This is a genomic window from Parasutterella sp. (assembly GCF_057870745.1).
Genome location: NZ_DBMALT010000016.1, coordinates 34,239 through 58,289, shown reverse-complemented (window position 1 = coordinate 58,289; position 24,051 = coordinate 34,239). Strand labels below are relative to the sequence as shown.

The window sequence follows — 24,051 nt, the reverse complement described above, 5'->3', positions numbered from 1 at the left end:
TAAAATCTTAAAGGTCAACTGCATTTAGTTCTAAGAACAAAGAGTCAACTTACGATTAGTTTTAAGCAAAAACAGAGTCAACCAAAATCAGTTCAGGTCAGACCACGCCGATTTTCTTGCAGAAGGGGAGCAACCCTTCGTCTCTCATTTCTTTGATATGAGAAATCGTCTTCATGCCGCGGAAGGAAGAGTCCGTCAAAACAATCAGTGTGTCAATCTTTTCAACAACTTGGCGGTTGATTTGTTCAATACCGGCTTCTCCGTCAATAAGGACAGTGTTGAATTCATCCGTTAAGTAACTGATGGCCTGCTGTAACAAATCATTAACCGAGCAGAAACAGCCTTTGGATTCCATATGGCCCATGGCCAGGAAAGAAAAATCTTTGCCTTCGTCCAAGACTCTGGCCGTCAGATAGTCAACTTTGTCTGCGAGTTCTTCCTGAGCCTGACGATCGCCTTCTTCGGCGACTCTCAAGATTTCGTCACGCACCGTACCGATCGTCTTGATTTCTTTGCGGCCGAGCGCATAGTGAAGACCTAAAGCGGGGTCGGCATCGACCAACAGCAATTTACCGGCCTGCGGATCTTCGATCATGACTTTCGTCAAAAGCGTTGTAAAAGCGGTCTTTCCCACGCCGCCTTTGCCGCAAACGGCAATCACTCGATGATTATTCATTTCTTATTCCCCTTATTGATTGATACGATGTGCTTCGCTTAATCGTCCGATTCTGCGGACGTTGGCACAAAGCTTCTTATCAGCACATTTGCCGCAGTGTCCCAGGACATGGCAGTCTTTAAAGTTAAAACCGCGGTCTTCCCAGACTTTTGCTTTTAATTTTTCAGAATTCTGATAAAAAACTTCCGAGACCTGGTCCAGCTGTTTGTAAATCGGTCCTTGCCCGCGAAGGAAGCAGGCTTGAACCGATTCAATTTCAGGAAATTCTTCTTGAATGCGTGCGGAAAGAACCGCAGCAAGTTCCTTTAAGCCGATGCCTTGCGCCTGAGCTTTTTTACCGATTCGGATCCAAAGATCTTTACCTGCACCTTTGACCATGACGCCGGGAAGACGAAGCATGGAACGAAAATTCTGCAGAACCAGATAAAAAAGTTCATCGTTAAGTTTTTGACCGTAAAAATGAAGAAAAAGCCCTAAAGAGTTCGATGATGCATCTTCGCAGAGCATTCCGGCAAAGGAGGGTTGGTTTGAGGAGGCGGAATACTCCAGAAAGACCGCTGAACCTTCAGGGCCTCCGAGGTCTTCAACAGCATCCGACTTTAAGACGAAGTTGGATTTCGATTCCAATGCTTTCAGATCCTCCGAAGCATACGTCTTATCGGATGGCTCTGCGAGTTCTAATAAAGTTGTCTTAAAGTCGGTCATAATGAATCCCCGTTTAACTCTTTAAGAAGCCTGAGCTTTCTCTTCTTCGTAATGTTCCTTAGCAAAAAGGGCTGCGCCAAGAGCGCCCATCAGCTGAGGATCCATGGTGAGTTCAGCTAAGGGCAAATGAAGACGTTTTTCCAAAGCTTTTCTGAGCGCCTTGTTGCTTGAGCAGCCGCCGGTCAGCGCAACATCTTCTTCCACACCCACCTTAAAGGCCATTCCATGAATACGTCTGGCGATAGATTCATGGATGCCTGCGGCAATATCCGGCAGCGGAACGCTGTTATTGACGAGCGAAATGACTTCCGACTCGGCAAAGACGCTGCACTGTTTAGAAATCGAGCAGGGCTTTTTGGATTTCAGGGCTTCTTCGGCTAAATGCGTCAGATCAATGTCGAGTACACGGGACATAACTTCAAAAAAACGTCCCGTGCCTGCAGAGCACTTGTCATTCATCTGGAAGTCCAAAACTTTCCCTTGTGGCCCAACAGAGATAACTTTACAGTCCTGACCGCCGATATCAATAATCGTGCGGACAGAGGGGCAAAGATGACTGGCGCCTTTGGCGTGGCAGGAAATTTCAGAGACTTCATCCGTGTAACCGGGAAGATTGCTGCGGCCGTAACCGGTAGTGACGACACGGCCTTCATTCTTAAATTTAGTCAACAGTTCTTCGGTAGAGATACCCATGGATTCCGCGGTCTTCTCCACGGCCTTTTCAAAAGTTTTAATCGGGCCGTGGGAAGAGCGAACAATGGAGGAGCCGAGAACGCTGAGGTTCTCATCTAATACAACAATTTTTCCGGTCGTAGAACCTAAATCGCATCCGACAAAAATCATGTGTTTTCACTCCAAAATGTTCGAATTTTAATGGACGTTTCTCTTGAAGCCGTTGGCGCTGAAGAAGTTGGAGATATCGCTCTTAACTTTGTCCAACGGCGTATAGCGCTCGTCAAAGAGGCTCGTTGTCAGCGAGAGCAGAGGAACGTTCATATCGCGGCAGGCCTTCTTCATGAACTGGTTGATGCCGGACTGGTCTTTATGGCCCTGATGACCGGAGAACAGAACCGCGTCAATCGAGTTGTTCTGAATTTCATTACGAAGGTCTTCGACAACGACATCGACCCAGCCGCGGCCCTGACGAATCATCGGAACTTCTGCAATAGCTCTGCGCGCTAAGCCGAAGAGCATGCTTTCTTCTGTGGAGGTATCGATCTTTTCGTAAGGTGTCATTTGCTGGAAGGAACTGACAACGACGGCATTCCATTCTTCAGCAAGCCATTGACCGAGTTTTTCGCCCCAGAGGGGATTCAAGTCAGGCCAGAAGACGCGGATTTGTTCGTTCATCACCGGGCCGACGCCTTTTTCTACGTTTGCCTTAGCAAAGTCGCGAACGGCACCCATCAGAGCGGTGGCACGAGGATCGCCGCAGGGCAGATGCTGAGTTAAAGCCCAGAAAGCGTCGCCGACAGCAAAAGAAGGCATCGGAGCCGGAGAAGCACGCATTAGTTCGTTGACTTCAGCCCAGATTTCATACTGCTTGTTCGTTTCTTCAACGACTTCACGAAGTTTCTCGACGTCGTATTTAGCGCTGGTGTTCTTTTCAATAAAGGTGATCATTTCCTTGAGCTGCTTGGCAACATACTCAAAGTCTTTATCAGTATGACCGTAGCTCGGGTCGATTGTGTAGACGGGAACGCCCTTGAGGTAATCGCTTTCAGCGAAAGCCTGGTGCAGCATCAGCTGTCCGTCGCAGGGTTCGGCCATCGCGACGAAGCAGTCGGGACGCGGATGCAGACGATTGACCATGGAATAGACGGCATAACGCACAAGAGAGCACATCTTATCGTCAAGGTTGAAGCGATCGCATTCCTTAGCATCGGCATAATCGGTAAGACCCAAATGGAACATTAGGTCAAAAACCGGGTTGTAATAGACGATACCCATCGCAGCCAGGATTTCCTGGCAGTTGCCGTACCAAGTGCACATTAAAGGCTTGTGGTTCTTGGCAGCATCTAAGACGTTTTTGGAATGATCGAGCATCAAACCGACAACGGCTTCCTGAACAGGATTGCGTTTTTCCTGAGGGAGGGTTTCAAAAAACTGCAGCACACCTTGCAGACGATCGATATATTCTTGAGTTCTTTCAAGACCGGTAACATATTCAGCCATGATTCTTTTCCTTCTTATTAAGCGGTTTGACGGTCGGCGAGGCTTTCAACAAAGGCCTGAACGCGAGTCTTGATCTGGCCTTGGCCTTCCGGCGTGTAATCTACCTCGAGTTCGAGGAAAGGAACATTGTTTTCATGCAGGCGCTTGCGCATCAGGAAATGTTCGAATGCCCAAAGGTCGCACATGTAGAGTCGGGAGGCTACAACGCCGTCGGCCTTGTACTGTTTGACCAAGTCAAGCAGGCGTTCCATGCGTTCTACCTGGGTGCCCATCTGCCGAGTGGCAGCTGGTTTTTCTTCAAAGTAATAATCGATGATGGCTTCGAGCGGATCTCCGTCTTCACGGATTAAAACGTCTGCGGCGCGGGTGCCGAATCCCGTGTTGTCGGATACGACATGCGCGTCATTCTGCTGCAGAAGTTCGAAGAACTCTGGGTTGTCGGCATGTCCGCCGGTGTAGAGCAGGCGGACTTTGGGTTTAATTCTGGGACCAACGGCTTTCAATGCGGCAATCAGATCCTTCATCATCTTGTTGTATTTAGGACGAGGAAGGGAGACGCCGGCTAACATCACCATCAGAAGTTCTAAACCGCTCAGGTAAACTTCTTCGCCTTTCTGCATTTCATAGATCTCTTGCTGCAGACGGCGTGTTTCATTATGAAGCTTGATGGCTTCGGCTAATTTTTCTTTCGTGATTTCGACGCCGAAATGTTCTTCGGTGGCTTTGATCAGTTTATTGATCTCTTCACGATAGAACTCTTTAGACAGTTCGCTGCGTTTTTTCGGGACATACATGAAGTGATACGCAGGATTGCCGGGAATTGTCTTCCAGTTATCGTAGATACGTCTAGAATGGTCGCAGAGGTTATACAAAACAGCGCCATCTAAGAAGTCCCATTTGCCGTCAAGGATTTCGTTGTAAGTGTGCTTGGTGTAATTACAGGTGAGCTGACGGAAAAAAGCTTCGGCCATCTCTGTTCCTTCGGAAGTGGTGCCGCGAAGGTAAATCGGAGCAGCGCCTGCTGCCGTGATGATTTCTTCTGGAGTGTCCTGATACATGAATCCGACCGTTTTACCGCCTTGGTCGACGTAATCCATGAGAACTTGGTTGAAAGGATTTTGTCCGGCTTCGACTAACGCAGTCAATTCCGGAAGTTGCTTGAGAGTATTCATGCTTGCCTCCTTGGGATAATTGAGGTCTGTTGCCATAAGGTCATATTAGTTTTAGTGTGGTTAAGAAAGTGTTAAGCACTTAACATTACGCGGTGGTTATCGCCGTTTTCGTTAAGCCCTTAACAAGTTGGTGTGATGGTCTTTTTTAATATGGAAACATATCCCAATCCTTCAAGGAGAAAACCATGAAAAAGACTCTTCCCGCGCTCATTTGTGCAGCCTTTTTAGGTACCGCAGCACAAGCAGCTCAAGTTGATATTTTCGGTGCCGTTGACATGTATGTCGGCGTGAACAATGCCGGCGGCGAATGGAGAACCGGGCTTCAGTCCGGCGGTTTGACAGCTTCCCATATCGGTTTGAAAGGAACCGAAGACCTCGGCGGCGGCACACAGGTATTCTTCAATTTAGACCAGGCTTTCTTAGCTGATAACGGCAGCAAGACTTTCGGAAATGAAGGTAAGGCTTTCAGCCGTGAAGCAAACGTCGGTATCCGCGGTAAATACGGTCAATTGTCTTTCGGCCGTCAGTACACGCCGCATTTCCTGGTATTTGCTATGTACGATCCGACGGAACTGAGTTTAGGTTCTTCTGACTCTCCGTACTTCTTCCCCGGACCTGCTGCTGTAACCGGCTGGGACGGCGGCTTGGTTCGTGCTGATAACTCCATCCAGTATGTTCTTCCGACATCTTTCGGTCTGACTAACTTCTTCTATGTTGCATTAGGGGAACATCAGAACGCTTCCGGAACGCAGGACTCCAATAAGCTCGGCAATATTTACAACTACGCTGCCAAGTATGACAACGGCAACTTCTCCATCATGGGGAGCTATTTGTACCGCAACGTTGCGATGGGTCCGACAAAAGACGCTTCCCATAACCAATACTTGAACTTCGCTGTGAGCTATGACTTTGGCGTAACCAAACCGGTCTTCCAATTCACAAAGAAATTTGCCAGCAATGAAGCAGTTCAAGATAAGTTCTGGATGGCTCAGTTAGGAACATCTACTCCCCTGTGGGGAGGCAAGTGGATGGTTTCAGCTTCCTACATGAAGAATCAGACAAAAGATGATGCCAACGCCTGGTCTCTTGGAACGAAGTATGCCTATCCGCTTTCTAAACGCACTCGCCTCTATGCCGGTGTCGAAGCGGTCTTCAATGACAGCAATGCAGGTTATGCAATTGAAGCCGGCCCCGACAGCTCTCTGCACTTCAACTTCGATGCGAACAAGTTGATAACGGGCTACGGGACGGATTATCTTGGCAAAAATGTTCAGCAGATCTTCGTCGGTATCAACCACCAGTTCTAGTAGAAGCTTTCAAAGCTAACTGAACAAAAGCCTCTGAGGAGAAATCTTCGGAGGCTGATTTTTTCTTGTGAAAAAAGGAAGCCGCGAAAATTTCTTCCGGCGGTTTGGAAAGAATCAGAATTTTCGAATAATTCTTAGTTATTCTTTTCTACTTCAATACATAGCTAGAGATCTTTTGATCGCAAGGTTCGCCTTCGGTAATGCAGAATGTCCTTTCGTTCAAGTCCATCACCAATGTGTAAATCGTGCAGAATCTCCTTGTGACCGGATCCTTCGGATCCTGATGACTGCAGATGGAATCCGGATAGTTAGCGTGGTCAGATAAGATTTGCCACATATCCTTTTGAGTGAAGGGGTGCTTGACGCCATACGCCAGTCTCTCGAGACGATTCAAGCGGATAAACGTCTCCGTCAAATCACGTTTGAACGTGTCCTGAGGTCTAAAGAGCGGGGACAAGTAATGGTTGGTGTGGCACATCGGTTTATCAATCGGCATTAAAACGTCAAAGTTTTCCGGTGTGTATTCAACGCACATCAGGAAGCCCTGAGCAGAGCCGATGGCAAAGTTGCCGCAGCCTGCGCGCTGAGGCTGAGTCACTGCTTCTAAAGCATTACTGATATTTGTTTGGGCAAGGATAGCCCGATAAAGGATGTGAAGCGGAACGCCCAATCCGCCTTTGCCAGTACTTAAAGCGTTAAGGCAGACACCAATACCTTCGGAGTTCAAGCCTTTGCCGCCGATAATGCCGGCTTCAACTGCAATCAAAATCTTCGGCTGTCCCTCAACATGAACTTCCAAAATGACCGTCGTGTCGCGAGCCGGTTTGAGCCAGTCCCAAGTTTGACCGAGATAAGTATGGCCGTCGCAGGATTGTTCCGGCAAGATTCCGAAGGTCGTGCAGCCGTCGGGTTTCGCAAACAAAATCTCGCTTCTGCAGTTGATAGTCAGAATATCTTCGTAAGAGAGGTTGGCTCCTTCAGCGACACCTGAAATCTCTTCTAAAGCTTCCGGATAGTAATCTTGAATAAACGGTTCAAATTTTTTAGAGATTTTCCCGGCGGTTTCCCAAGGTACGCCGAATCCTTCGAACATGGTTCGATAGAAAGCAATATTCTTTTTGATGAGTTCTGGGACTTGACTTCCGTATTGATAACCGCGTTCTCTAGCGGTACCGGTCAAGGTGAGGAAAGGATAACCTGACATATAACTCCTCCATGGTTTGTACTAACAATTGTTTGTCAGAGGAGGTTAAATGTCAATGGTTGTAACCAAATATAGGCAAAGAAGCTCTGGTTTTCTATAGCTTTGATCTATTCGATCGCTTCTATTGGACGGAAAACAGGATGGAAAATAGCTTCATAGATTGTTGTAAGACAAAAAAGCCCGGATTTCATAGAGAAACCCGGGGCAGACAATTATCGATTCAAAAGGAGAATAAAGAGACTATTTCATTGTTTCTGCAGCATTGATTGCGGCATGGCGTCCGGAATAAGAAGCAAATCCAAATGCGTGGCCGGAGAAGAAGTCAGGGTAGGTCGGTCCGACCATATTGGAGACTTCCAAGCCGGCAGCATAGAGTCCGGGTATCGGTTTGTGATGTGTATCCAGAACTTGATGCTGTCTGTTCGTGACCAAGCCGCCGTAGGCGCTGAAGAAGTAAGACTTAAGCTTCAGAGCGTAGTACTTCTTGCCGTTGATCGGTTTCAGATAGCGGCGATCTTTCAGGAACATCGGGTCGTGTTGAAGTTCGCAGGTCTTGTTGTACTCAGCAACTGTTTCCTCAAGGTTCTTGGCAGGAACGTTGATCTTCTTGGCCAAAGCTGCAATGCTGTTGGCTTCTTTGAAACCGTCGCTGTCTACTGCTAATGCATCTTTGATGTCCTGCTGGAGGTTCTTGAGCTGTGTGCCGACCGGTACCAAAACGCCGATGCCCGAATCAATACCCTTGGTCATGCAGTAGTCGATTGTATTGGTATCGAAGATGGCCCAGCCGTAATGGCCGTGCTGAGCATAAATGCCGTTGGCAGCTTCGCTGAAAGCATTGCTGGTGGATTCGTCTGTGAATCTCTGGCCGTCGGAATTGACCCAGAGATTGAACGGCTGCCAAGAAACGGCATAGAGGTTGCTGAGGAATTTAATGCCTTTGCCTTCAGTACCAAGGTGGCCGATAAAGCTGACCGGGCCTCTTTCAGCACCGATCTTGGTGGCCATCACAATTCCGTCACCGGTCTTGTTGATAGGCACGGAGCTCTTCCAGCCTTCAGGATCGCGGTGGCCCCATTCTTTGACTTTCTTCGGATCGTCGCCGAAACTGCCGGAAGCCAAAATCACGGCTTTGCTGTTGATCGTGTACGTATTGCCTTTGGCATCTTTGGCAACTACGCCTACGACTTTACCGTCTTTCGTAATAAGGTCTGTGGCAGGCGTAGAAACCATCGTCGTGACGCCTAATTTATCAGCGGCGTCTTTCATACCTTTGATCAGGCCTGCGCCGTGGTCAGTGCCTTTGTAGTTTTTAATGATGTGCCAAGTATTGTCTTTGTCCGGGGTTTCGCGGCGGACTTCAAATTCGATGCCGTGAGAGGCGAGCCAGGAGATGTTTTCACCGGAACCTTCGACGAAATCCTTGTTTTTGTACGGATCGACTAAATGGTTCTGTTTTTTTATGAAGGCTTCATATGCCTGTTGGCGTGTCAGGGGATCGCTCCGTAAGCGGTTCCATTCGGAATCTACGGCAAACAAGCCTTCGGCGTGCTGAGAGTTGCCGCCGACATACGGATTTTTTTCAAGAAGAACGACTTTTTTGCCGAGTTCTGCGCCTTGAACGGCAGCAGAGAGGCCGGCAGAACCGGCGCCGACAACGACTAAGTCCGTATTGATCGTTTGATTGGCGGCAAAAGAAGCGCAGCCGAAGCAAAGGACGACGGAGGCAGTCAATAATTTGATTGCGGGTGAACTCATTTTTGATGCTCCTTGTAGATTCCTTGAGATGATTGCAGGTTAACAAAAGCAGAAAAAATGAAGTGTTCAATGGGAAACACTTTCAAAGGAAAGGAAGTGATTGCCGTCAATTTAGTTAAGTGGTTAACGCTTTTTGAGGCTAAAAGCCGGAAACTGAAGAGAAGAAGTTGGTCGTGGTTTTAAGACAGAGGTTAGAGGAGAAGAAGTCCAAAAAATCCTTGAATAGATGCTGATCCTTTAATGATTTTCTTAGTATCAATTATGTATCAACAAAATTGATATATATCACTCGTATCAATTTCAAGTATTAAATACTAAAAATCAATAAGATAAAAATTTTATTAATTTTTATCCCCATGATTATCGCAACATCACTTTTTTACTTATTATTAAAATGAATTACTTTCGAGCGAATGTAATTGCGAAACTCTCTTAACAGGAATTCAAAATTAGAGGGGGTGTTAAGAGACTCTTCGAAATCGAGTCATCTCGTTGGACAACGAAGCTTGCAGCCATAAGAAAGAACATTAGGCGGCTGATTTAAATCAAATCCGAGGAGCAATGTAAGGGAAATCCTAAGTTTTGATTCTGTTTTTGGAGATTAACTTTTTTATGATTTTGGGAACCTCAAATTCCATAAAATCAACCGTCATGAATTGGCTGCTGTCACTCATCTTTGATACTTCATCCTTCGCACACGGGTTCCTTGTCTACAGTGTCATCATTTCTTTTGGCATTGGTCTTGGACGCAAAAAAATCTTCGGACTATCACTGGGCGCAACTTGTGTTTTGTTTGTGGGTTTGATCGTGGGTTACGCCGGTGTCAAAGTTGATCCGGCAATGATGGCGTTCTTTAGAAATTTCGGCCTTGTCCTTTTTGTCTTCTTTATCGGCCTGCAGGTTGGTCCGTCTTTCTTTGCGACTTTCAAAAGCAGCGGGTTCGAGCTGACCGGCTTGATGATGCTCGCTGTCGGATTAAGCCTTTTAATCACTATTTCACTGTATTTCCTATTTTCAAACAGCATTTCCCTTCCTGAAATCCTTGGCATTATGTTTGGGGCAGTCACCAGCACGCCCGGTCTCGGTGCAACACAAGAGGCTCTTCAGTCATTAGGCTCCAAACAGGATATTACTGTCGGGTATGCCTGCGCTTATCCATTTGCGATCCTTTCTGTGATAGGAGTCATTCTTGGTCTGAAGAAGTTATTTGGCGTTAATTTAGCTCAGGAGGACAAATACTGGGAAGAGGCTCAGCAAGTCAAGAACAGAGCTCCGATCTATTACCACGTCAAAACGACTAATAAAGCGCTCCAAGGCATCACGCTGAGAGAAATTCGAGAAATAATCGGCCGTCCCTTCATCTGTTCAAGAGTTATGCATGACGGCACGATTACCAGTCCTACCGCCGACAGCTATATTTATTTGGGTGATCGTCTGCGAATTGTTTCCAATGCAGAACATAAGACTGCGGTTTGTGCCTTTTGCGGAGAAGAAGATCCATCCATTGACCTTGCCACCGCTCATTCGCCGATACGTAACGAAAGAATCAGAGTGACTGACAGCAAAATGAACGGAGTGATGATTGAGGATCTCCATCTGTCCAGATTTGACGGAGTCAACATCACTCGAGTAACGAGGGCAGGCGTCACATTTTTTCCTTACAACACGCTTCGCCTCCAATTGGGGGACACTTTAAGCTGCGTAGGTCCTAAAAATGCCATTGCCCGTTTGGCAGCATTGATGGGTAATCGAGAGAAGCAGCTGGAAAAACCCAACGTGGTAGCAATTTTTGCCGGTTTGGCTTTCGGTGTGATTATCGGAGCCTTTCCGATTGCTTTTCCCTATATGCCGGTCACGATTCAGTTGGGTTTAGCGGGCGGCCCTCTGATCGCTGCCATTCTTCTCGGTTACTTCGGACCGAGGTTTCATCTGGTTACTTACACGACTCATTCCGCAAATCTAATGCTTAGAGAGTGGGGACAGGCATTTTTCTTAGCCAGTGTAGGTTTGGCGGCCGGAGAGCCTTTCTTCAATTCGTTTATCAACGGAGGCGGCTTCTTTTACGTCGCGTTGGGCCTTCCGATCACCATTATTCCTTTGGCAACTGTCGGTATTTTGGCAAGAACCCGCTACCGCATGAATTTCCATTCGATTGCGGGTCTTTTAGCCGGATGTTCAACCAATACCTCCCTGTTAGGATTTGCTTCCAGTTTGTCGGACAAAGGGATAGCTCTAATTTCTTATTCAACCGTGTATCCGTTAGCCATGTTCTTGAGAATTATCTCTGGACAAGTATTGCTAATGCTTCTTTGGACGGCTTGAACAAAAACCCCCGACAGCTGTTAGAGATTTCCGGTGTATACGTATTTCAGCTTCTTCTCAGCAATATCCTTCAGCCGATAGATGGTTTCAGCAGGAGTAGGCGGCAGATCATCGACCTTATATCGCGGGAAAAACCGACTCAAATGCAGTGGGATGTCAGGTGATATAGAGGCAATCCACTCGGCTTCCCGTTCCATTTCTTCCGGATCGTCGTTCTTAGTCGGGATCACCAAAGTTGTCAGTTCTACATGACATTTGTGTTCGACGGCCGCCTTGATAAATTCCTTAACGGTGTCGAACTCACCTTTCACATAACGGTAGAACTCGTCAGAAAACCCTTTCAAATCGATATTTAAAGCATCGACGTGCGGAAGGAGTTCATCAGCGTACTTCCGGACGAGACCTCCGTTAGTTACAACGACGGACTTCAATCCGGCTTCATGCAGCAGCTTGGATGTATCTCGAATAAATTCAAAACACACCGTCGGTTCGTTATAAGTAAAAGCAACCCCGATGTTGCCGGGTTCCTGCTTGCTCAAATCAACTGCTAGATCCGTCAAGCCCTCAGGAGTGATCAAACGGTGAGGGCAGTTGTCCGGTCCCGCCATCGAAATAGAGGCGTTCTGGCAGTACGGACAGCGAAGGTTGCAGCCGTAGCTGCCGTAAGAAAGGATATAAGTTCCGGGGCAGAAACGCATCAGCGGCTTCTTTTCGATCGGATCCAAGGCTAGGGAAGTTGCCTGCCCGTAATTGATAGGAACAATCTTCCCGCCGATATTGGATCTTGCTCGGCAGAAGCCGATCTGACCCTCTCTCAGCTTACAGAACTTAGGACAAACGTCACAAAGAACTTGTTCGCGGTTCATAATCATGAATGTCTTACGACTTTGAAGCGATAAAGCTGAACGGATTCGTTTTCAGCAATACCGGCCTTTTGTTTGGCGATGCTGACTTGCTGAGCAACCGAGTCCACGCCTTCGAGATCCGGCAGGAGCAAGCCGCGGCGGCTTCCTTTTTCAACGATGACGCCGTAAACTTTCGGATCGAGTTCGTCTTCAGACGAGATCTTTTCAGCCGGTTCCAGGACATCAACCTTGTAAACAAGATATTTCAGCTCTTCAGGCTGGACAGGCGGGAAGCGCGGGTCTCGAGAGCAGGCAGAAACACCGTTGGCGATGATTTCGAGCGCGATATTGGCTTGAGTCGGTTCTGTTGTACCGATGCATCCCCTCAGACGTCCGTGTTCGTGCAGAGATACAAACACACCGGCTCTTTTATCCATCATGTCGGCCGGAAGATTATTCGGAAGAGGAGCGTATTGGCCGGTCTTCACAAAAGTTTCAACGCTCAAACGAGCCAGTTTTACATACGGATCTTCTTTGTCGAGTCTCTCGTGATATTCCTTATCCTCAATAGCTTCGAGCTTGTCCAAGAAATCGCGATCCGGATCAGAACCTTCGCCTTCAAAGGTGGCAACGCCGTAACCAACACCGAACGGACCTTCATAAGACAGAACGTGAGCGTCAACGTTTCTGCGGTCAAAGGCACCGGCCATAATGACAAAGGAACGATGGCCGCATTCGGCAGCCGATTCGCAGATTTCCGGCTTGATGGTCATCATGCGCAGGAAGTCGGCGTCTTCAAAACATTCCATCAGTTCTTTATCGAACTTAGGGCCTTCCGGCGAGAATCCGTAGGGACCTTCGGCGGTGACTTTATGAGACAAGTCACCGCTTGCAATCATCACGACACGCTTGTCGGTTTTATCGGCAACAGCAGAAATCGCTTCGCCTAAACGATAGTGATCGGCAATTGAAAGGCCGGACAGACCGACTCTGACCAACTCAAAATCATTCAGATAATCTTCTAAGAAGAGAAGCGGAACCACGGTGGCATGGTCCAAAGAAGGATCGCGTTCGCCTAAAGTGCCTGCGTGGATATGATGCTCCTGGCAGTAGCTTTCAAGCTGATGAACGAAATCTTCGTCGTAGGGAATTTCGACTTTTGCTTGAGGAGCATTAAAGCGAGATAAATCGCCGCAGGCGCTCTTGCCCGGAGAAATATGAAAATAATCCGCATACATCACGGTGTGCGGAGTCGTCAGAACCACAGTGTCCGGTTTAAAGCGGGCTAAAAACCGCATAGCCTGTTGGTAGGCATTGATGGTGTGCTGGATTCTTTTTTCTTCGCCTTTGCCGACTTCAGGAATAATAAGCGGCGGATGAGGTACGGCGACGGCTGCGAGTACTGGCATTTCTTTGACTCCCTTGAACAAACCAATAGCAGGTCGTTCTTTCATTGCGATTTTTCAAGTATGGACTTGAAGAAACGAATCTGAGCCGGAGGAAAGCCAGATTGAGTAAATTTTCCGTGGTTTAGGATCTAAGTCGATAAGTCTTTGTCCTCTCCTAACTCGGTAAATCAATCCTTATGTAAATCAGTCCAGCTCAAACCGAATTTAGCTAAGTACTTTCTCAGTCGATCTGAGTGATTCGTTGACTTCTTTTCTGAAAGTGAGTGAGCGAAAAGTTTACGGCTGGCATCAGCGAGATTCTTGGAGGATTGGCAAACGTCGATGACTTTTTCTAACTGGCAACGGTCAAAGAGATCGAGTTCTTTCCATTGCTCCTCGGAAAGAACCGGCGGCAGAGAAGGTTTCTCACTTTCTGTTTGTCCTTCCGGGTACCACTGCCTGAGCAGTCGATTCCATTCGGATTCGACATCACTTTCGGTAATTCGCCCGCCTTCCGAAAGCGTAGACATTCTCGTGACCGCACCGGACAAGTCCCGGAAGTTCGACTTCCATAAGGCTTCAGAGGAATTGGATAAAGAAAGAAATTTTTCTCTAGCTTCCTTGTTAAAACTAAACAGATTTCCGGTAGTTAATGAAACCTGCTGAAGTTCATAATCCAGGTTCGGTTCAATGTCCTCGTGTCTGTCTTTCAGCGAAGGAATGTTGAATGACCAAAGCTGAATACGGGCGAGAAGGTCTTCACGGAACTTTTTCTCTTTAACCATCAGGGAAAGATTTTTGTTGGTACCGCAAATCAGCTGGAAGTCGCTCGTGACCTCGCTGTCGGAACCCAACGGGAAAAACCGCTTTTCTTCCAGGGCTCCAAGCAGCATCGCCTGTTCATCCAGTCCGAGCTCACCGATTTCATCGAGGAAGAGAAGGCCACCGTCAGCGGCTTTGAGCAGGCCCTTACGATTTTCAACGGCGCCGGTAAATGCACCTTTGACATGGCCGAAGAGTGCAGACATACAGGCGTCGCCTCTTAAAGTGGCGCAGTTGAGTTCTACAAAATTGCCACTAACCATGCGTTTTTGCTTCTTCCACTCGTAAACGAGGCGAGCCATCTTGGTTTTGCCGACGCCGGTTTTGCCGGTAAGGAGAATAGGTGCCTTAGATTTGACGCTGACCGTTGCCAATTCACGAATCATCTCATTGAATTTGGCATTCCGAGTTTCAATCCCTGACTTTAAAAAGCGAATACCGTCTTTCTGCTCCTGATGGAATCGTTCGGCAATCTTGTCATACTTGGAAAGATCAAGATCGATGATCGTATAGGTTCCGTTCGGATTCCGAGATTTCTGCATGTGTGTTTGGAGAAGTTTTCCCGGAATATGGTGTGATTCGGTCAGAAGGAAGAGGCAGATCTGAATGACATGAGTACCTGTCGTGATGTGAACCAAATACTCTTCATTGTCCGTATCAAATTTATAGTCTTTTAAATTGTCGAAGATCCCGCTGTAGACTGTCTGAAAATCCCAGAGATCCTTTAGAACAACTTCGCGGAGATTGAATTCGGTTTCGGGCGAGACTTGCTGAAAGTCTTTCTGAACCAGCTGAGCTAGGTCCAGGAAGTTCTTTTCATAAAACAATTCGAACCTATCTACAAGAAGGTCGTCCTGTTGACCTAAAGAAATCGTCGGACGCCAACGTCCCCAACGAGGCTTTCCGCCTTGATCTAGATTCGTTCCCAGAAAGCCTAATACGACAATTTTCTTTTTCATTGGATTATAAATTTTTATATAAAGTTATATGAAATTATAATTTTTAATAAGGCTAGAATTACGTTTGATTTTCTCTTTATCGATAACTATTTGATTTATCGAAATATTGAAAAGTTGGCACGGCTCTTGCAGTAAGAATGGCAGATAGTAAAAAGGAAAAAACAAAATGGAAACTTTAAAAATCGACGGAAGCATCGGCCACGGGGGCGGCCAGATTCTTCGTTCCGCTTTAGCGCTTTCTGCCATTCTCGGAAAACCATTCGAAATGCACTCCATTCGAAAGGATCGCAACCAATCCGGTCTGCGCAGACAGCATCTTTGCGGTGTTTTAGCTACTGCCGAAATTTGCGGAGCAAAACTTGAAGGTGCTGAACTCGGTTCAGAGGATCTTCTCTTTATCCCTAAAAAGATTAAAGCAGGAACTTATCAGTTTGCTGTGGGCACAGGAGGGAGTGTCTCGCTGGTCCTTCAAAGCGTGCTTCTTCCGTTAGCAGTACAGAAAGTCAACTACCTCGGCCTAAAGGCCGAGGCTTGAAAAAGCCTCTAGTTGACTAGCCTCAGGCCGTCGTTTGGCGGACTACGTTGGTCGGGAACCTATAGGCACCGCGGGATGCAGATCCTAGTCCCGCGCTCTGCGGCCGATGGTTAAAAGCTCTGAGAGGCAGGAGCGGTGCTGTCGGCTTGAAACCCCTTCCAACATTGGCGAAGGATCACAACCGGTCGAAAGACCGAGGAGACAAACTTGAGAGTATTTGTTAGGAACAAACGCGGAAAACCGCTGATGCCCTGTTCACCGGCAAAAGCGCGCCTTCTGCTTAAAGAGAAGAAAGCTATTGTGGTAAGGCGCACGCCTTTCACTATTCAGCTGACGATTGCAACGGGTGAGACCAAACAGCCGGTGAGTCTGGGCGTTGATGCCGGGTACAAACATGTCGGCCTTTCCGCATCCACGGAAAAGGCTGAACTTTATGCATCCGAAGTCGAACTGCGGCAGGACATCACCGATCTGCTCTCTGCGCGTCGTGAGTTGCGCCGGGCTCGCAGAAATCGTAAAACTCGCTACCGCGCACCGAGGTTCGACAACCGCATCCGCACCAAGCGCAAAGGCTGGCTTGCACCGTCGGTTGAAAACCGAATCAACGCGCACTTGTCGCGCATAGAAGCGGTTCTTCGATTGCTGCCGGTCACAAAGATCACCGTGGAAACGGCGTCTTTCGACATGCAGCTGCTGAAGAATCCCGACATTTCAGGGAAAGAGTACCAAGAAGGTGAACAGCTCGGCTTCTGGAACGTCCGCGAGTATGTTCTTTTCAGAGACGGGCACGTTTGCCAGCATTGTCACGGCAGATCAAAAGACCCGGTGCTCAATGTTCATCACTTGGAGAGCAGACGTACAGGCGGCGATTCACCCGGCAACCTGATTACGCTTTGTGAGACATGCCATAAGGCGCTTCATCGCGGTGAAATCACGCTGAAGGCAAAGCGCGGACAATCGTTCCGCGCGGAAGCCTTCATGGGAATTATGCGCTGGGAGGTGCTGAATCGCCTGAAGGCGTCGCATCCTGAGCTGGAAGTGAACAACACCTACGGCTATCGGACTAAGCACGCACGGATCGCGAACGACATCGCTAAGTCGCATTGTGCAGATGCTTTCTGCATCGCCGGCAACCTCGGCGCCGAAAGGCTCGGCGAATTCTTCTTCCAGAAGCAGACGCGTCGGAACAACCGGCAGATTCATAAGCTTTCCATCCTCAAAGGCGGCATTCGAAAGCGCAATCAGGCGCCCTTTGAGGTCAATGGCTTTCGTCTTTTTGACAAAGTTGCCTGCCAGGGAGAAGAAGGCTTCATTTTCGGCCGTCGATCATCCGGGTTCTTTGATGTTCGGAAGCTTGACGGAACCCGAATTTCGGCTGGCATCAGCTGCAAGAAGCTGCATCTGCTGGAAAAGAGACGAACCTATTTAACAGAAATTCGAAAGGAGGAGGCGCTTCTTGCCCTGCCTGAAGGCAGGAGTCTCCGCACCTAAATTTGATGAATTGGAGATCACTGAAAATCCCGACATCGAGGAACCGGGAGCTGCGGTAATCGTTAGGACGACAGGACGGAATCCTACGGTATTCAGTGAAATTGCTCAGTACGGTGACACTTCTGAAGCACTGGCAAGAAAGATTAGAGGTTTTCTTGCGGCATCAGCACCGATTGAAACTCATTTAGCTGACCAGATCATTCTTCCGCTTTTCTTTGCAGCAGGAGGGAGCTTTTTAACCAAGGGCTCATCAGAGCATCTTGAAAGCTGCATCAAGGTTCTGGAATTGTTTACAGGTCAAAAAGTAAAGACAGAAAAAGACGGAAAGTGCCTGGTCGTCAACGTGCCTAAATTTAAGAGAGAGAATCATGATTAAAGGAAAAGATTTAGAGGAATTGAAAGTTCCCAAAGTTGCCGAGATCAGAGCAAAACTCTATGAAGCCCTCGGAAAATCCTATGCAGCCGGTAAAAAGGATTCTGAATTAAAACCTCTGGTCGGCAAACTGGCGGTATCTGCCAATCCGACAGAAGTCTTGGAGCAGGTAGATATCCCGGAAGAAGTTAGAGAAAATTTCAAAGCTGCAGCCGAAGAACTGGAGAAATTCCGAAGTGGCCGAATCGTTTACAGCGAGAGGAAAGAAAAGGCACCTTGGAAGTTGTGGGGCACAGAAAAGGTCGAAGCCAGAGCGCTTGAACAGATGGATGAGGCTGTTAGTTTGCCGATTTCCGTCGGAGGCGCTCTGATGCCGGATGCTCACCAGGGTTACGGTCTCCCGATCGGCGGCGTGCTGGCGACTAAAAACGCAGTGATTCCGTATGCTGTCGGCGTGGATATTGCCTGCCGCATGAGAATATCGATTCTTGATATTCCTTACGAAGAATTCGAAAAAGATCGCCGCAAATTCGGCGCAACACTTTTGGATGAAACGCGTTTCGGCGTAGGTGTGACGTTCGAGCCCGGAAAGCGTACGCACAAGGTAATGGAGGATCCGTTATGGAGGAAATCTGGCGTCGTCAAAGAGAATTTCAAGCGTGCAGCTTCTCAGTTGGGAACGAGCGGTCACGGAAACCATTTCGTTGAATTCGGAAAGCTCACGGTGGAGAACGACGTTGATGAACCGACCTTAAAAATTAAGGCCGGGATCTATACAGCGCTTTTGTCTCACTCCGGAAGCCGAGGCTTAGGCCTGCATGTTGCGAATCACTTCTCTGAACTGGCTCAGCAGCTCCATCCGGAACTGCCTGAGAACTTAAAGCGTTTGGCTTGGCTGGAATTAGATTCTCAGGAAGGAAAAGATTACTGGGAGGCCATGGAGCTCTGCGGTAAATACGCTGAAGCCAACCATGAGCTGATCCATGAGAGCGTGATCGGAGCTTTAGGCTGCGGCGTATTGGGTTTTGTAGAAAACCACCACAACTTCGCCTGGAAAGAGATGTATGACGGAGAAGAACTCATTGTGCATCGAAAAGGCGCAACGCCGGCCGGCAAAGGTAAGTTAGGTGTGGTGCCGGGATCTATGGGTTCGTCCGGATTCATTGTTCGAGGTAAAGGAAATGCGGAATCTTTCAATTCCTGTTCTCATGGCGCAGGCAGAGTGATGAGCCGAGCGGCTGCTTTCAGAACCTTGAAACATGCCGATATGAAAAAGATCCTCAAGGAACAGAGCATCTCTTTGATCGGAGGAACCCTGGACGAATCTCCTGAAGTCTATAAAGACATCAATAAGGTGATCGACGGCCAGAGAGATTTGGTAGATGTCCTGGCGAAATTCGAGCCGAAGCTTGTCCGTATGGCTGCTGAAGGCAACCAGTGGGGCAACAAAAAGAAGAAGAAAAAGCCGGAGAACAAAGGTGATGGAGATGTTTGTATGTAGGGAGGGCATCTGTTCCATCCGGCTTAAAACGGATAGGCAGAAACAACAAGAGGCAGCTGGCTGCCTCTTGTTGAATCAGATCAGTCTAAAACTAGATCAGCATCAGCGAACGGAGGTAAGTAGCGATAATGGCAATTACCATGACGGGGATGGATCTTCTGATCAAATCAAACGGATTGAGTCCGCTCAAACCTGCAATAGCAATCGTCACACCTGCGATCGGGCTGGAAGAACGAGCCATACCGGAGGCTAACTGGAGCGGAGAAATCATGAATGCAGCGTTCAAACCAACTTTGGCTGCGATATCCGGAATCATTGGAGCGAAGCTGAAGAAAGCGGCGTTGCCGGAGCCCATCACGAAGGCGGAACCGACGACGATGAGGAACATAACGGTGAAGACAGCGTAACCGCCAGCCTGCATACCGGAAACGGAGTTGATGATTTCAGCAATACCACCGGACTTCGTTAAACCAGCTGCGAACACTTCCGCGCAGACAATCAGGAAGACGGTGGAGGTAAAGACCTTACCCATACCCTGAGCAAAAGTCTTTATCGTGCCGATGGATTCTTTGAGGTTCATTCTTCTGATGCCGTCAAGGATGAGGGCAACGAAAGTGGAGACCAGCAGGGCAGTCACAACTTCCATGCGGATGCCTTTGTACATTAGCGGAGAGAAGACGAACAGGAGGATAACCGGGATCAGCGGGAAGAGTGCGTACCAAAGCGGAGCGTTTTCGGCTTTGGCGTCTTCTTTAGTCAGCTGAGGAACTTCGAAGTCTTCCTTAGTCAGGATGCCTTTGGCGAGGTCTCTCTTATCGAACCAGCGCTGGATAAAGAAGTGGGCAACGAGCATAGCGATAACAGCAACCCAGCCGATGGTCCACTGAACATTCAGGAAGAAGTCCATGACGTGCATCTTTGTGAGATCAGCAGCCAGAAGGTTGTTGCCGCCGGACGGGCCAAAACAGCAGCAGCCGCCGACCAAGATGGTTGCTGCGGCAGACTGACGGGAGATACCGCCCATGACCATAACCGGGTAGAGGGAGACCATCAACAGGAGGGCTAAGCCGGCTGCAGACGGAATGAAAACGTTAAGGATTAAGCTCAGAATGAAGCCCAGTGTCATAACGATGTACGGAGCTTTAATCAGCTTGAGCGGCTTAACGCTTAATCTCACCAGGGCGCCGGAAGCACCGATCTGGTCCATAAAGTAAGTGAAGCCGGCAATTGCCATGATGTTCATACCTAAACCGGCTGTTCTTGTCTGAAGCAGGTTAGTAAAGATCTGAATGACATCAAGACCGGCAAGATGAGTAGCCTTTTTACCGGTAATCAGAGGGTCCGGGCTGATGCAGGCGACAACACCTAATGTGATGAGGCCCACAAACAACAAGGCGCCGGGCGCGTAATACTTCTTGAAAATCAAGTAAGCCGCGGCCGCAATCGAAGCAATAACGATGCAGATACTTAACATATAAATTTCCTTGGGCGGTTGAGATAAATAAATTTAGTTTTAGTCATCGAATCAAAGAAGTGACTTTCTGGGAGGAAAATCAGAGCTATTTGCTAAGCCGCTAATGGGGTCGGCTCCTCTCCTTCGATCGAAGGTTGAAGACCTAATTGCCTCGTTTGCCTAAAACCTGTCAGTTGGAGGCAAAGAAGAGGTTTTAGAAACAAAACCTAGTCAGACCGATTGGCGCATAAGACTTCTCACGGAGTCATTATCAGGGCTATCCCGCAAAATTGTTATCAGAAATTACCTCAATATTTGTTAAGGCAGAAACGTGGGCAAACTTGAATTTGGGAGGTTTTGTCCGTGAAAACCTTGACAAGATTTGAAACAAATCGCATTCAACTATGTTAGATCCCGCTTATGGTTTCCAAGGTTGTTCAAAAGAAATGGATCGATCGGAAAGTTTGTGATTTGAGCTCGGCAGGAATTTGCTTTTTGTAAAGTAACCAAATTCCTTTGTTTCCTTGCTAAGACAAATGAAAATTCTTCAAAAATAATAAAAATTCTTTTACGAAAGAAAAAAAATCTCATAAACATAAAAATTTCTTTTATAGAAGAAATTTCAGACAAGCCTACCCACGTCCAAGAGATGGCCGTCCGAAAAGGACGGCCGAGAATAATCGACTGCAGGATTAAGGAATGAAACGATCGGTGATCTGTTTCAGAGAGAATTCCTCTTTCACAATGTGCTTGATACCGCGTTTAGCCAGAGTGGAGGCGCCCCTTTCATCGCAAATGATTGTTGTGCCTTTTCCTAAAAGCTGACCGTCCAGCATGATGACGTTGCCTTCAACAATAGTGGCAAAGGCCTTTTCATTTTGAATGTCCAGAATGGAGATGTCTGCATCGGCTCCGACGGAGAGATGTCCTTTGCTCTTTAGGCCTAAAGCTCTAGCTCCGTTAAGGCTGGCTTTAACCGCATATTCATTGAGATTCAGAGCTCCGAACTTCACAAGGAGGAGTCCATTTTCAACGATGACGTTGCGCAGGTAGCAGCCGCCGTCGGTTGAGAAGGAGTCAACAACGAAAGAACCGTCGGCGCGTTTTGCGGAAGCAATCAGGAAACGGCTAATAGCAGGATTAACTTTGAAACTGCCAGTTGTTTTGGTTTCTTTGCTTTCCCAATATTCGACGCCTTCCTTTCCGCTTAAGAGTTTGCCGATCGTTCCGTCATCGACTAACACACCGGCCGCGCCGTCAAAGATTGCCTTCTTCATGCCGTTATACGTCGGTTCATAGCCCAACTTCTTGAGGCATGTAACAGTAACTTTGCTGATAGGAGCATCGTTCTGAACGACGAGCCGAGTTCCGTTCAACGGAGAAAGATAAGATTCGGAGAAGATATGCGGATGTGCTTTGAGAAGGGATATGGCCTCAAGTGCTTCATCTGTTTCGTTGGAGATTTGTCCGCGGCAATAGCTGTTGATGTGAGCAATATGCAGGAAGTTGTCTTTAGCTGCTGCAACGGCTTCTCTAAAGCCTTCGATATTTGAGCCGTGAGCGGTGCTTCCGACATGCCAGGCAATCCAGGATTTTTTCTGGTTAGCTAACTCGATAAAACTTTCACTGATATCAACATCCATCGGGAAATGGCCGCCGAGAAGTTTGATGCCGATGCCGCCGTTTTCCAGCGTTCTATCCAGGAAGTCGGATTGTTCCTGCTGAGATGGGCGGGAAGAGGTTAGTGTCTGTCCGTCTCTGGCAGCGTCAAGGATTGCAATGTTGACACCGGCGCCGCTTCCGGGAATGGATGTCAGAATGTCTTCTAAAGGTCCGGCCATATCCAGAGTAGTGCAAACGCCGGCCAGAGCAATCATGCGCTGGGCGTGTTTATGGCCTAACACCGTGCGCATATGCGTATGCATATCAATGATGCCGGGAATCAAGACTTTTCCTGAAGCCTCGATGAGCTTCTTTGCAGGAAGAGAGATTTCGTCTTTAACTGCGGCGATTTTTCCTTCTGAGACGGCAAGATCTTTAATTGCATTAACCTTGTTAAGAGGATCTACGACAAGCGCACCTCGGATGATCAAGTCAAACATTTTGAATTTTCTCCTGGGATTGAATTTTGGTGTTGCGTGCCTGAGATTGTATGAGCAACAAGGTCTCTTGAATATTGAGACTAACCTGCAAGATTTTGAAAACACTTTCCTTGTATTTTCTTGATTTTTGTTACCCATTTAGATCATTCGAATATCAGCAGTAGAAAGGCTTTTCATACAATTCGTACCTATACGGAAGGAACATAATTAAAGGCCTAATTTTGAAAATTTACTCCTTGACAGAACTTGTTGCATTGACGGCATCTGTATTGCTTACGACGACGGCTTTTGCTCAGCAAGATTCTCAAAAATCCCTGGACTACTCGTTGGATACCGCTAATGTCGAGATCACTCCAGCCGGTGAAACTTCAACTATTCAGAAGGAAGAAGTTGAAGACGACGAACCGTTTCTTCCGATTTTTGGTAAAGAGGCCAGAGAAAAGGGCTACGAACTGCCAAAAAGTTATGGCATCAATGTGAATTACATGAATATTCACCAGAATATCAATGTTAAATCTATTCAATTTGATGGATTGACAGTGCCGATATTCAACAAGCCGTTACCTCCAAGTTTGTTCAAAATTGATGTTCTAAGCACTCGTCAAAGGAGCCATACAGAAACTCTGCGTTTAGATGCTTGGGTCTTTCCTTTTATGAACGTTTATGGAGTAGTCGGTCATACCAAAGGCCGTTCGATTTCAAAGATAAACGTCGGCTCTACCAACTCTATCGTGAATAAACTCATTAAGTCTATGGGAGATATGGATGGTATCGATTTTGTGCTGAAATTCAAAGGAACCACCTATGGTTTGGGAACAACCTTTGCCGGTGGTGTTGGCAATTGGTTTGGGCTTCTAGATTTGAACTACACGAGAACTAAGCTGAATATCATCGACGGTAACATCAAAGCTTTTACTTTAGTCCCAAGAGTTGGCTATCGGTTTACATTGCCAGCTGTTGATACCATTAAATTGCCCCAAAGTAAATTTAGTCTCTGGGTCGGCACGATGTACCAGAACGTTGACCAAAATTTTCATGGAAAACTGTCCAAGTTAAGCTTTTCTCCCAAACTTCAGAGTCTGATTAGTGCTGTTAATAAAGGGGATGGTACATTCAACGTTAAGCAAAAGATGGAATCTCCATGGAACATGTTGGCGGGTTTCCGCTGGGAAATCACGCCTTCTTTCAACATCGTGACGGAAGCAGGTTTTATCAAGCGCAACAGTTTCTTTGCCGCACTTGAATACCGTTTCTAAAACAAGA

At 47.5% G+C, this 24,051-nt stretch carries 19 protein-coding genes; 7 read left to right on the top strand and 12 right to left on the bottom strand.

Annotation, left to right across the window (positions count from 1 at the left end; all coding sequences use genetic code 11):
• Positions 1 to 97 precede the first annotated feature (97 nt).
• The 5 genes from ACZND6_RS06035 to ACZND6_RS06015 are packed head-to-tail and all read right to left on the bottom strand — an operon-like array spanning position 98 to position 4,728.
• Positions 98 to 676 carry an AAA family ATPase gene (locus ACZND6_RS06035; RefSeq protein WP_489524473.1) on the bottom strand — a complete coding sequence of 193 codons (579 nt, stop codon included), beginning with the start codon at positions 674 to 676 and terminating at the stop codon, positions 98 to 100.
• Positions 677 to 688: 12 nt separating this feature from the next.
• Positions 689 to 1,381, bottom strand: a complete 693-nt coding sequence (locus tag ACZND6_RS06030; RefSeq protein WP_370747743.1) for a hypothetical protein — start codon at positions 1,379 to 1,381, stop codon at positions 689 to 691.
• A 21-nt stretch (positions 1,382 to 1,402) separates the two neighbouring features.
• The gene (locus ACZND6_RS06025; RefSeq protein WP_293738001.1) at positions 1,403 to 2,224 is read right to left on the bottom strand and encodes an acyl-CoA dehydratase activase; all 822 of its coding nucleotides are present in this window, start codon (positions 2,222 to 2,224) and stop codon (positions 1,403 to 1,405) included.
• A gap of 27 nt (positions 2,225 to 2,251) precedes the next feature.
• The gene (locus ACZND6_RS06020; RefSeq protein WP_300877037.1) at positions 2,252 to 3,556 is read right to left on the bottom strand and encodes a 2-hydroxyacyl-CoA dehydratase; all 1,305 of its coding nucleotides are present in this window, start codon (positions 3,554 to 3,556) and stop codon (positions 2,252 to 2,254) included.
• A 17-nt stretch (positions 3,557 to 3,573) separates the two neighbouring features.
• The gene (locus tag ACZND6_RS06015; protein ID WP_293737999.1) at positions 3,574 to 4,728 is read right to left on the bottom strand and encodes a 2-hydroxyacyl-CoA dehydratase subunit D; all 1,155 of its coding nucleotides are present in this window, start codon (positions 4,726 to 4,728) and stop codon (positions 3,574 to 3,576) included.
• 185 nt (positions 4,729 to 4,913) lie between these two features.
• On the opposite strand from ACZND6_RS06015, the gene ACZND6_RS06010 reads away from it, so the two are divergent.
• A complete protein-coding gene (locus ACZND6_RS06010) occupies positions 4,914 to 6,035 on the top strand; it encodes a porin (RefSeq protein WP_418806102.1) in 1,122 nt (373 codons plus the stop codon).
• A gap of 148 nt (positions 6,036 to 6,183) precedes the next feature.
• Here ACZND6_RS06010 and ACZND6_RS06005 read toward each other — a convergent pair whose 3' ends face one another.
• Positions 6,184 to 7,239, bottom strand: a complete 1,056-nt coding sequence (locus ACZND6_RS06005; RefSeq protein WP_418806104.1) for a C45 family autoproteolytic acyltransferase/hydrolase — start codon at positions 7,237 to 7,239, stop codon at positions 6,184 to 6,186.
• Between the two features lie 240 nt (positions 7,240 to 7,479).
• On the bottom strand, positions 7,480 to 8,997 hold the full coding sequence (locus tag ACZND6_RS06000) for an FAD-dependent oxidoreductase (protein WP_418805948.1): 1,518 nt from the start codon (positions 8,995 to 8,997) through the stop codon (positions 7,480 to 7,482).
• A 651-nt stretch (positions 8,998 to 9,648) separates the two neighbouring features.
• On the opposite strand from ACZND6_RS06000, the gene ACZND6_RS05995 reads away from it, so the two are divergent.
• A complete protein-coding gene (locus tag ACZND6_RS05995; protein WP_008811265.1) occupies positions 9,649 to 11,319 on the top strand; it encodes a putative transporter in 1,671 nt (556 codons plus the stop codon).
• A 20-nt stretch (positions 11,320 to 11,339) separates the two neighbouring features.
• Here the strand turns inward: ACZND6_RS05995 and amrS are convergent, their stop codons facing one another.
• From amrS to rtcR, 3 genes are all read right to left on the bottom strand, one after another.
• Entirely contained in the window at positions 11,340 to 12,191 is an 852-nt protein-coding gene (amrS, locus tag ACZND6_RS05990; RefSeq protein WP_487713116.1) for an AmmeMemoRadiSam system radical SAM enzyme, read from the bottom strand.
• Positions 12,188 to 13,573, bottom strand: a complete 1,386-nt coding sequence (gene amrA, locus ACZND6_RS05985; protein ID WP_418805465.1) for an AmmeMemoRadiSam system protein A — start codon at positions 13,571 to 13,573, stop codon at positions 12,188 to 12,190. The genes amrS and amrA overlap by 4 nt, the downstream gene beginning before the upstream one ends.
• A gap of 167 nt (positions 13,574 to 13,740) precedes the next feature.
• Positions 13,741 to 15,333, bottom strand: a complete 1,593-nt coding sequence (rtcR, locus tag ACZND6_RS05980) for an RNA repair transcriptional activator RtcR (RefSeq protein ID WP_293738621.1) — start codon at positions 15,331 to 15,333, stop codon at positions 13,741 to 13,743.
• Between the two features lie 166 nt (positions 15,334 to 15,499).
• Here rtcR and ACZND6_RS05975 point away from each other — a divergent pair, with 166 nt between their 5' ends.
• From ACZND6_RS05975 to ACZND6_RS05960, 4 genes are all read left to right on the top strand, one after another.
• Positions 15,500 to 15,868 carry an RNA 3'-terminal phosphate cyclase gene (locus tag ACZND6_RS05975; RefSeq protein WP_008811269.1) on the top strand — a complete coding sequence of 123 codons (369 nt, stop codon included), beginning with the start codon at positions 15,500 to 15,502 and terminating at the stop codon, positions 15,866 to 15,868.
• 207 nt (positions 15,869 to 16,075) lie between these two features.
• Positions 16,076 to 17,359, top strand: a complete 1,284-nt coding sequence (iscB, locus tag ACZND6_RS05970; RefSeq protein WP_083769651.1) for an RNA-guided endonuclease IscB — start codon at positions 16,076 to 16,078, stop codon at positions 17,357 to 17,359.
• Positions 17,325 to 17,735 carry an RNA 3'-terminal phosphate cyclase gene (locus tag ACZND6_RS05965; protein WP_008811271.1) on the top strand — a complete coding sequence of 137 codons (411 nt, stop codon included), beginning with the start codon at positions 17,325 to 17,327 and terminating at the stop codon, positions 17,733 to 17,735. Before iscB ends, ACZND6_RS05965 begins: the two co-directional genes overlap by 35 nt.
• Entirely contained in the window at positions 17,728 to 19,233 is a 1,506-nt protein-coding gene (locus tag ACZND6_RS05960) for an RtcB family protein (RefSeq protein ID WP_008811272.1), read from the top strand. The genes ACZND6_RS05965 and ACZND6_RS05960 overlap by 8 nt, the downstream gene beginning before the upstream one ends.
• A gap of 91 nt (positions 19,234 to 19,324) precedes the next feature.
• Here ACZND6_RS05960 and dcuC read toward each other — a convergent pair whose 3' ends face one another.
• The gene (gene dcuC / locus ACZND6_RS05955) at positions 19,325 to 20,707 is read right to left on the bottom strand and encodes a C4-dicarboxylate transporter DcuC (protein WP_008811273.1); all 1,383 of its coding nucleotides are present in this window, start codon (positions 20,705 to 20,707) and stop codon (positions 19,325 to 19,327) included.
• A gap of 671 nt (positions 20,708 to 21,378) precedes the next feature.
• Positions 21,379 to 22,788, bottom strand: a complete 1,410-nt coding sequence (locus ACZND6_RS05950; RefSeq protein WP_489524472.1) for an amidohydrolase family protein — start codon at positions 22,786 to 22,788, stop codon at positions 21,379 to 21,381.
• Between the two features lie 236 nt (positions 22,789 to 23,024).
• Between ACZND6_RS05950 and ACZND6_RS05945 the strand changes: the two genes are divergently transcribed.
• The gene (locus ACZND6_RS05945; RefSeq protein WP_489524471.1) at positions 23,025 to 24,044 is read left to right on the top strand and encodes a hypothetical protein; all 1,020 of its coding nucleotides are present in this window, start codon (positions 23,025 to 23,027) and stop codon (positions 24,042 to 24,044) included.
• Positions 24,045 to 24,051: the final 7 nt, after the last annotated feature.

Excerpts from the sequence above, each read along its gene's own strand:
- ACZND6_RS06035 (WP_489524473.1), bottom strand. The coding sequence starts at position 676 with ATGAATAATCATCGAGTGATTGCCGTTTGCGGCAAAGGCGGCGTGGGA.
- ACZND6_RS06030 (WP_370747743.1), bottom strand. The coding sequence starts at position 1,381 with ATGACCGACTTTAAGACAACTTTATTAGAACTCGCAGAGCCATCCGAT.
- ACZND6_RS06025 (WP_293738001.1), bottom strand. The coding sequence starts at position 2,224 with ATGATTTTTGTCGGATGCGATTTAGGTTCTACGACCGGAAAAATTGTT.
- ACZND6_RS06020 (WP_300877037.1), bottom strand. The coding sequence starts at position 3,556 with ATGGCTGAATATGTTACCGGTCTTGAAAGAACTCAAGAATATATCGAT.
- ACZND6_RS06015 (WP_293737999.1), bottom strand. The coding sequence starts at position 4,728 with ATGAATACTCTCAAGCAACTTCCGGAATTGACTGCGTTAGTCGAAGCC.
- ACZND6_RS06010 (WP_418806102.1), top strand. The coding sequence starts at position 4,914 with ATGAAAAAGACTCTTCCCGCGCTCATTTGTGCAGCCTTTTTAGGTACC.
- ACZND6_RS06005 (WP_418806104.1), bottom strand. The coding sequence starts at position 7,239 with ATGTCAGGTTATCCTTTCCTCACCTTGACCGGTACCGCTAGAGAACGC.
- ACZND6_RS06000 (WP_418805948.1), bottom strand. The coding sequence starts at position 8,997 with ATGAGTTCACCCGCAATCAAATTATTGACTGCCTCCGTCGTCCTTTGC.
- ACZND6_RS05995 (WP_008811265.1), top strand. The coding sequence starts at position 9,649 with ATGAATTGGCTGCTGTCACTCATCTTTGATACTTCATCCTTCGCACAC.
- amrS (WP_487713116.1), bottom strand. The coding sequence starts at position 12,191 with ATGATTATGAACCGCGAACAAGTTCTTTGTGACGTTTGTCCTAAGTTC.
- amrA (WP_418805465.1), bottom strand. The coding sequence starts at position 13,573 with ATGCCAGTACTCGCAGCCGTCGCCGTACCTCATCCGCCGCTTATTATT.
- rtcR (WP_293738621.1), bottom strand. The coding sequence starts at position 15,333 with ATGAAAAAGAAAATTGTCGTATTAGGCTTTCTGGGAACGAATCTAGAT.
- ACZND6_RS05975 (WP_008811269.1), top strand. The coding sequence starts at position 15,500 with ATGGAAACTTTAAAAATCGACGGAAGCATCGGCCACGGGGGCGGCCAG.
- ACZND6_RS05960 (WP_008811272.1), top strand. The coding sequence starts at position 17,728 with ATGATTAAAGGAAAAGATTTAGAGGAATTGAAAGTTCCCAAAGTTGCC.
- dcuC (WP_008811273.1), bottom strand. The coding sequence starts at position 20,707 with ATGTTAAGTATCTGCATCGTTATTGCTTCGATTGCGGCCGCGGCTTAC.
- ACZND6_RS05950 (WP_489524472.1), bottom strand. The coding sequence starts at position 22,788 with ATGTTTGACTTGATCATCCGAGGTGCGCTTGTCGTAGATCCTCTTAAC.